The sequence below is a fragment of the Caulobacter sp. HMWF025 genome, from assembly GCF_003060965.1.
In the GTDB taxonomy this organism is placed as follows: domain Bacteria; phylum Pseudomonadota; class Alphaproteobacteria; order Caulobacterales; family Caulobacteraceae; genus Caulobacter.
This window is the reverse complement of sequence record NZ_QAII01000172.1, coordinates 1-8419: the sequence shown is the minus strand read 5'-3', so window position 1 is coordinate 8419 and position 8419 is coordinate 1. Positions and strand designations below refer to the sequence as shown.

The 8419-nt window shown below is 66.8% G+C and carries 8 protein-coding genes; 6 read left to right on the top strand and 2 right to left on the bottom strand.

Features of this window, described 5'->3' with window-relative positions:
• On the top strand, positions 1-882 hold an 882-nt coding region (locus DBR10_RS18025), incomplete at its 5' end, for a DUF6807 family protein (RefSeq protein WP_108556556.1).
• Positions 883-884: 2 nt separating this feature from the next.
• Positions 885-1061, top strand: a complete 177-nt coding sequence (locus DBR10_RS18020) for a DUF4169 family protein (RefSeq protein ID WP_108505705.1) — start codon at positions 885-887, stop codon at positions 1059-1061.
• Positions 1062-1069: 8 nt separating this feature from the next.
• Here DBR10_RS18020 and DBR10_RS18015 read toward each other — a convergent pair whose 3' ends face one another.
• A complete protein-coding gene (locus DBR10_RS18015) occupies positions 1070-2587 on the bottom strand; it encodes a tryptophan halogenase family protein (RefSeq protein ID WP_108505704.1) in 1518 nt (505 codons plus the stop codon).
• Between the two features lie 82 nt (positions 2588-2669).
• Complete coding sequence (locus tag DBR10_RS18010) at positions 2670-3374, bottom strand: ubiquinone biosynthesis protein COQ4 (protein WP_233243480.1); 705 nt, start codon at positions 3372-3374, stop codon at positions 2670-2672.
• Positions 3375-3528: 154 nt separating this feature from the next.
• On the opposite strand from DBR10_RS18010, the gene DBR10_RS18005 reads away from it, so the two are divergent.
• The 4 genes from DBR10_RS18005 (at position 3529) to DBR10_RS17990 (ending at position 8362) form a co-directional block, all read left to right on the top strand.
• Positions 3529-3780, top strand: coding sequence for a ribbon-helix-helix domain-containing protein (locus DBR10_RS18005; RefSeq protein ID WP_108505702.1), 252 nt, complete (start codon positions 3529-3531; stop codon positions 3778-3780).
• A 124-nt stretch (positions 3781-3904) separates the two neighbouring features.
• Positions 3905-6295 (top strand): ATP-dependent helicase, encoded by a 2391-nt coding sequence (locus DBR10_RS18000; RefSeq protein ID WP_108556555.1) that lies wholly within the window; start codon positions 3905-3907, stop codon positions 6293-6295.
• A 102-nt stretch (positions 6296-6397) separates the two neighbouring features.
• Positions 6398-6859, top strand: a complete 462-nt coding sequence (locus DBR10_RS17995) for a hypothetical protein (RefSeq protein WP_108505701.1) — start codon at positions 6398-6400, stop codon at positions 6857-6859.
• A gap of 78 nt (positions 6860-6937) precedes the next feature.
• On the top strand, positions 6938-8362 hold the full coding sequence (locus DBR10_RS17990) for an O-antigen ligase family protein (RefSeq protein ID WP_108556554.1): 1425 nt from the start codon (positions 6938-6940) through the stop codon (positions 8360-8362).
• The last annotated feature ends 57 nt before the right edge of the window (positions 8363-8419 follow it).

Sequence of the window (8419 nt, the reverse complement as noted above, 5' to 3'; positions counted from 1 at the left end):
GCCCCGACCAGCCCTGCCGGCCCGGCCAGGGTCGATGCGGTCATGGCCGACGGCACGGTCACCCTCACCGAGGCGGGCAAGCCGGTGCTGGTCTATCGCACCAAGTCGCCTGACCCCGCCAACGAGCCCGGCCGGCTGAACTATATCCACCCGCTCTATGCCCCTGATGGAACAGTCCTGACGGAGGACAGGCCCGCCGACCATCTGCACCAGCGGGGTGTCTTCTGGAGCTGGCACCAGGTTCTCGTGAACGGAAAGCCGGTAGCCGACGGCTGGTTCATGAAGGGGCTGACCTTCCACATTCGCGAACAGCGCTTCAAGGGCGACGCCCAAGGCGGCGGAACCCTGACGATCAACGCCGACTGGATCGTCAATTCCGGACCGGAGCTGAACTATGTGGCCCGCGAGACGACCCGGGTGCGGGTCTATCCCCTGAAGGACGGCGGGCGTCGCATCACCTTCGACACCCTGATCACGGCCCGCGCCGAGAGCCTGGCCCTGGGCGGCAGCGACGATGCCAAGGGCTATGGCGGCTTCTCCCTCCGCCTGGTTCAGCCGGACCGGCTGACCTTTGCGTTCTCCGGAAAGGCGATTGCACCGGCCGATACGGCCGTCGATGCAGGAGCCTCCATGGGCTTTGCCTGGTCGCCCCCGGGCAAGACGCCGGCCTGGACCATGGGGCTCTCCTGCAAGGCCAACGGCCAGCCCGTCACGCGGTGGATCCTGCGCCAGTCACTGTCGATGCAGAACTGCGTTTTTCCCGGCCGCGCGCCGTTTGTCCTCAAGAAGGATGAAACCCTGCATCTGCAGGAAACCCTGGTGATCCGGCCAGCAACGCCTGTACGATCAGCCCCGTCTCGCACGGCTCCAGCAAGGCCCTGATCATGGCTGACATCCTGAACCTCAACCGCGCGCGTAAGGCGCGGGCCAAGACCGAAGACAAGGCCCGGGCGGTCGAAAACCGCGCCAAGCATGGCCGTACCAAGCTGGAAAAGACCCTCGATCAGGTCCGGGCCGACAGGCTGCGCCAGGCGCTGGACGGCGCGCGGCGCGAGGACTGAGGCCTGACTCAGGCCTCTTCCAGGTCGAGCATCTTCTGCTCTGCGAGAAAGGCCTCATGCTCCGGCAACGGATCGATCAGGCTGGAAATCCTGGACTTGATGGCCTTGAACCCCGCATCGAGCTGGGCCGTGGTCTGGCGATTGACTAGGGGATTGTAGCCGCGCGGCGCGATGCCCTGGCCGATCATCACCGCCAGCCAGGACGAGGCCGAGAAGAGCTCATCGGGACGGCTCAGGATCAGCCCGCGATCGCGGAAGATCTCCACCCGTTCGGCAAGACTGTCGGGGATCGGCATGGTCGCCACATACTCCCAGAACGGCGTGTCGCGCCGCTGGGTGACATGATAGTGCAGGATGATGAAGTCGCGGATCCGTTCGGCTTCCTCGCGCACCCGGCCGTTGTAGGTGGCGATGTTCACCGGGCTGAAGTCACGGTCCGGGAAGTGCTGCAGCAGTTTCACAAGCCCGGAATGGACCATGTGAATGCTGGTGGATTCCAGCGGCTCGATGAAGCCGCTCGCCAGACCCAGGGCCACGACATTGCCCTTCCAGGCCTCCCGACGCCGGCCGGTGACGAACCGCAGCAGGCGCGGCTCGGCCAGGGCCTCGCCGTCCAGATTGGCCATCAAGGTGGCGGTCGCCGTGTCCTCGTCGGTATAGCGGCTTGAGAAGACATAGCCGTTGCCGGTCCGGTGCTGCAGGGGAATGCGCCACTGCCAGCCGGCCTCACGGGCGGTGGAGGTCGTATAGGGCGTGATGGGTCCGGTCTTCGCGCAGGGCACCGCCACGGCCCGGTCGACCGGCAGCCAGTGGCTCCAGTCCTCGTAGCCCGCCTTCATCGTCTCCTCGATCAGCAGACCCTTGAAGCCGGAGCAGTCGATGAACAGATCGGCCGCCACCGAATGCCCGTCCTTCAGGATCAGGCTCTCGACCCGGCTCTCATCCGGGGCCTTGACGACCTCGACCACCTGCCCCTCGACCCGGCGGACGCCCATCTGCTCGCTGAACCGCCGCAGGTGCCGACCGTAGAGGACAGCGTCAAAATGATAGGCCGAGAACAGCCGCGACATCGGTGAGGCCGGATCGGTGGAAACCTGACCGACGCGCCCCCGGTAGGCGGCCTGGACACAGACCGAATAGGCCTCGAGGTCGTCGGCCAGGCCCTGCTCGCGGAGCCTTAGATAGATCTGGTGGAAGTCCCCCAGTTCGGCCTCAAGCCCGTAGACGCCAAAGGGATGCATGTAGCGGCGGTCCCGGTCGCCCCAGCCGACGAATTCGATCCCCAGCTTCAGGCTGGCCTTCGTGTTGCGCATGAAGGCCGCTTCCTTGAGGCCGATCATCGCATTGAACTGCCGGATGGCGGGGATCGTCGCCTCGCCGACGCCGACAATGCCGATCTCGGCCGACTCGATCAGCTGGATCTCGCAGGTCCGCCCAAGCGCCGTGCGCAGGGCCGCTGCGGCCATCCAGCCAGCGGTACCACCTCCGAGGATTATGATCGACCTGATGGCCTTGTCCGCCGTCATCCTGCGCTCCCTGCCGGGTGGACCCCGCCGACTTCAACGGCGGACGCGTTGAACAGCAACGCTCCTGATCCGGGCTGCCGGCCTATGCCATAGCCGGGGCCGCGGCGCGATCACGGCGTTCGGGCGGGATGGCGCGGTAAAGCGTATTGGGCCGGATCGCCAGGCTGGCGCGGGCCTCCTCCAGCGGCATGGCAAACAGCGCCGGATAGTCGACCGCCGGCAACCAGGCCGCCGCCTTGCCGTTCCGCCAGGCCTCACGAACCGCACGACCATAGGGCTCGCCATTTCTGGCCCGGCCAAACTGCTGCACTCCGGCCAGGGCGATGGCGGCAAAGCCCAGGCTGCGGGTTTGGGCATAGGAGAAGGCGACCACGCAGACCTCGCCCAAGGCGTCGGTGCCGTAGCCGGTCAGGACGTGCCAGACATCGTGGACATCGCGCATACGCCGGCCGTACCAGGCCAGGGGATGGGGCGCATCGACATTGGCATCGGCGACCTTGCGGCTTTCTTCGGCCAGGCCTTCGGCCGAAAGGCCGCGCGGTGCGATGAAGTTCCGATAGGCCGCACCGACCGTGCCGGGTCCAAAGCTGGCCAGCCAGGCCTTGTCCGACAGCAGGACGGAGAACTCTTCGCGCTCATAGGCGATGCGCCCGCCCTCCGGCGTCGAGATCAGCCGGCTGTAGCCGTTGGGGATCGCCTTGCCGGCGAGGGCCCGCATGATCTCGAACACCTGGGCGGTGTCTTCCTTGTCAGCAATCAGGCGGCGAAGTGCCTTCAGGGCCCGCATCGGCTGCAGCCGGAAGCTGTCACGGCTCGGTTGAGCTCGACTTGGCTTGACAGGTCTTTCAAAGACTTGCGTGGCGGCATTCATAGGGCATGCTCCGTCGGACCCCACGAAGGTGGCATGCCGTCATCTTTTATCAAGAGCCATTCCGCCAGCCATGGGCAGCCTCAAGAAGCGTTCAGTCAATCTGGAGGGACATGCCACGTCGCTCGCTCTGGAGCCGGAGTTCTGGCGTGCCCTCGAGCGGGTCGCCGCCGACGGAACCCTCAGCCTCGCGGCGCTGATCAAGCAGATCGACAATGCCAGGGGTGAGCGCCCGCTGGCCTCGGCCTGCAGGGTCTTCGCCCTTGAACGCGCCGGCCAGGGTGAACCGGGACGCGGCAATGGCGGGGAAGGCGACGGTGGATAGCTCGACGGTTGACCCTGCACGCCTCCCGACACGCCGCCGGGATTTCAGCAGTCCTCGGCCCCGCAGGCCCCGCAATAGACGGCCAGGGGCTTAAGCTCGCGGATGTCTGTGCTACATATGTTCCATGTCTTCAGCCTTCGACTCGCCGCCGCTTGATGGTGACCTCCCCTCGCCCCGCATCTCCGACCTGGCCCGGGCTCGCGGCCCGGCCCCGGCGGCGGCCGGCTATCTGGACGGGCTGAACCCCGAGCAACGCTCCGCCGTCGAAACCACCGAGGGTCCGGTCCTGGTCCTTGCGGGCGCCGGAACGGGCAAGACCCGCGTGCTGACGACCCGCCTCGCCCACATCCTGGCGACCGGTCGCGCACGGCCCTGGGAAATGCTGGCGGTGACCTTCACCAACAAGGCCGCCCGCGAGATGCGCGAGCGGATCACCCACATCATCGGCGCTGAAGCCGAAGGCCTGCGCTGGCTGGGGACCTTCCACTCGGTCGCCGCCCAGATCCTGCGCCGTCATTCCGAACTGGTCGGCCTGAAGTCCAGCTTCACCATTATCGACAATGACGACCAGGAGCGGCTGCTCAAGCAACTGATCGAGGCGGCCAATATCGACGCCAAGCGTTGGACGCCCAAGATCCTGGCCGGGATGATCGACCACTGGAAGAACAAGGGCTGGACACCAGAGCGGGTTCCGCCGGCGGACGGGGCCGAGTTCGCGGCCGGCAAGGGCGTGACCCTGTATCGTCAGTACCAGGACCGCCTGCGCATCCTCAACGCCTGCGATTTCGGCGACCTGCTGCTGCACAACATCACGATCTTCACCAGCCACCCCGACGTCCTGGCCGACTTCCAGGCCCGCTTCAAATACGTGATGGTCGACGAGTACCAGGACACCAACATCGCCCAGTACCTGTGGCTGCGCCTGCTGGCCCAGGGCCGCCAGAACGTCTGCTGCGTGGGTGACGACGACCAGTCGATCTATGGCTGGCGCGGGGCGGAGGTCGACAACATCCTGCGGTTCGAGCGCGACTTTCCCGGGGCCAAGGTGGTCCGGCTGGAACGCAACTATCGCTCGACCGAGCACATTCTGGCGGCGGCCTCCGGCCTGATCACCGCCAACAAGGATCGCCTGGGCAAGACCCTGTGGACCGAGGCCGCCGGCGGCGAGAAGGTCAAGGTTTCCGGCGTCTGGGACGGCGAGGCCGAGAGCCGGATGATCGCCGACGAGATCGAGAAGGCCAAGCGCGCCGGGCGCAAATACACCCAGATGGCCATTCTGGTGCGGGCCAGCTTCCAGATGCGCGCCTTCGAGGAGCGCTTCGTGATGCTGCAGATCCCCTACAAGGTGGTCGGCGGTCCGCGCTTCTTCGAGCGGGCCGAGATCCGCGACGCCCATGCCTATCTGCGCCTGATCCAGTCGCCGGACGACGACCTGGCCTTCGAGCGCATCGTCAACACCCCCAAACGCGGCATCGGCGACACCTCGGTACAGAAACTGCTGCACATCGCCCGGGCGGAAAGCCTGTCGGCGGTCGACTCAGCGCGCGTCCTGATCAGCAGCGACGACCTGCCGGCCCGCACGCGCACGGCGCTGAGCAACTTCCTGCGCGATCTCGACCGCTGGCGGGCTCTCGCCCAGACCATGCCGCACCAGCGGGTGCTGGAGGCGGTCCTGGAGGAGAGCGGCTATACTGACGCCCTGCGCCTGGACAAGGGCCCGGCCAGCCAGACGCGGCTGGAGAACCTCAAGGAACTCGTCCAGTCGATGAGCGCCTTCGACACCCTCGAGAGCTATCTGGAGCACGTGGCTCTGGTCATGGACCTCGACAAGGGCTCCAGCGACGACTCGGTCTGGATCATGACCCTGCATGGAGCCAAGGGGCTGGAGTTCCCGCTGGTCTTCCTGCCCGGCTGGGAGGAAGGCGTCTTCCCCAGCCAGCGCAGCATGGATGACAAGGGCACCAAGGGCCTCGAGGAAGAGCGGCGCCTGGCCTATGTCGGCATCACCCGGGCCCGCGAAGAAGCGCGGATCAGCTTCGTGGCCAACCGGCAGGTCTATGGCCGCTGGACCAGCCAGCTGCCGAGCCGCTTCGTCGACGAACTACCACTGGCCCATGTCGAAGCGGCCTCGGAGACCGGATACTACGGTGGCGGTCCGGGCATGCAGCAGACCGCAGCCTCACGCTGGGATGATGCAGGCGCAAGTTCCTCGTTCGGCGGCGCAGGCTATGCCAGCCCCGGCTGGAAGCGGGCCCAGGATCGCGTCGCCGCCGGCTCATGGAGCCAGCCCCGCACCGGCGGCTCGGGCGCGCGCTCGGCTCCCATTGAAGGCGAAGGCCGTCTTGTGGCGGTGTCTGCGCCCGCCAAGTCCAGCGCCTATCAGCGCGGCGACCGGGTGTTCCACGTCAAGTTCGGCTATGGTCAGGTCACGGCCGTCGAGGGCAACAAGCTCTCTGTCGCCTTCGACAAGGCCGGCGAAAAGAAGGTCATCGACAGCTTCGTCGAAAAGGGCTGATCAGGCTTCCAGCTAAACCTGACGGCCCGCCGGCCCGACGCCGGCCTTGCAAAACATGACAGGGTAACTGAACCCGGTGCCGCCCTGCGCGCTTTAGGGGGCATGCACCTGTCCCTGGACCCCTTGAGGACCTTTATCGCCGAGCGCCCGGTGGCCTATGGCGTGCCGGTTGCGGCCGTTCTGGGGATCGTTTTCGGGCTCTTGCTCCGCATCGGCGAACAGACAGCGGTCCCGCCCCTGGCCATGGCCAGACTGCCTGTGCCGGCAGAGGAGCTCCCGACACTGATCGCCTGGCCGAATGATCAGCCCCCGGACTATGTGGTCGGAACCGATTTTCTGAAGGCTCAGGACGTCCATGCGTTTGCGGACGCCGCGCTTGAGCCATCCTACCGGAACCTGGAGCTCCCACCCTATTTCGAGGCGGGGCAGAGGCCGCCGGCCGCTCGCCTGCCCGCGCGCCTGGAGGCCCTGCCCTCGGGATCTGCCGCCAGGGACGGCGACATTCTGGATGTCAGCCTGCCCGAGGACAGGCTCACCCCGATGGACGAGCAAGCACAAGACTAGATCCGGGCCCTGCCCTTGCAGTGGGACCGGCGGCTGATCGACGGATGTTCCGTTTCGTGCCAGTTGCCCGGAGCCCTGATGACCCAGGACAACACCGCGCTTGAGGACCAGGGCCAGCCGGCCCGGACACTCGAAGCCGTGGCCTGCGGCTTCATTGTCTTCATGCTGTCCAACGCCCTGATCGGCCCCCTGCTCGATCCGACCCAGGCCGGCGGCGAGGACATGCCGGTCTTGCGGCTGATGTGGCTCCCGGTCTATGGCCTGATCCTGGGCCTGGCCCTGTGGCGCCTGCCACTCTTGCTGCGCTTCTGGTTTCCGGTGGCTCTGTGCTGCCTGATGATCGGCTGGGTGTTCGCCTCGGCGTCCTGGTCCTTCGATCCCGGCACCACCCAGCGCCGCGCCGTCGCCGCCGCCTTTACCACCCTGTTCGGCCTCTATTTCGTGGCGAGTTTTGACGGGCGGCGCATGGCCGAGATTATCGCCACCACCTTCCTGATCCTGGCCGCCGGCGGCCTCCTGGCCACCATCGCCTACCCGAAAATGGGCGTGCAGCACGACATCAATGCCGGCGACTGGCGGGGTGTGTGGTTCGAGAAGAACCAGATGGGCGCGATGATGGTCCAGGGCGCGCTCGCCGCCGTGGCGGCCTTGGCCGCCGGCAGCCGTCACCGCAAGACCCTGGTCGCGACCATCCTCCTGTGCGGCTTCATGGTCCTGATGAGCAAGTCCAAGACCTCGCTGGTCTGCCTGATGATCGTTCTGGCCGGGGCCGGCACCCTGACCCTGATGCGGCGCGGTCCGGCGACGGCGATCCTGCTGGTCTGGCTGGGCGTAACCGTCGGCGGATTTGCCGCCCTGATCATGTGGCTCTCGCCAGAGACGGTCTATGCCGCGCTCGGCAAGGACCCGTCCCTGACCGGCCGCACCGAGATCTGGGAATCGCTGCTGCGGCAGTCGGCCAAGGCCCCGTTGACCGGCTATGGCTATGCCGTGTTCTGGCGCGAAGACTCGGTGCCGGCCAACTGGGTTCGGCATGACACCGGCTGGAACGTGCCCACAGCCCACAATGGCTGGCTGGACATGCTGGTCCAGCTGGGCTGGATCGGGGTTTGCCTGATCGCCGTCACCCTGGGCCTGGCGGTCCTCGCCGCCCTGTTCCGCTTCCGGCGGGTCGCGGACGGCTACTGGGCCACCCTCTATCTGGCGATCTTCCTGCTGGTGACCTTCTCCGAGAGCTTCATCCTCGAGCGCAACGGCCTGGCCTGGGCCATGGCCTGTGCCGCCATCACCCGGCTGCTGGGCCCCGCTCCCGCCGAGACCCGCCCGTCGCATGACGAGGAGGACGCCATAACCACGCCGCTCCCAGCGACGCCGTGGGTGCCCCAGAGCGTGGAAATCGAGCTGTCGCCGCTGCCGAACCCCGCCTTTTGCGCGCAAAGCCCGACGTTTGGCCGTCGGCAAGGCTCGCCTTTCGGCTCGGGGATGGCTACTGGAGCGGCATGACCGACTACACGCCCCAACAGATCGTCGCACGTGGCGCGCGCGCCGACGCTGAAGCCG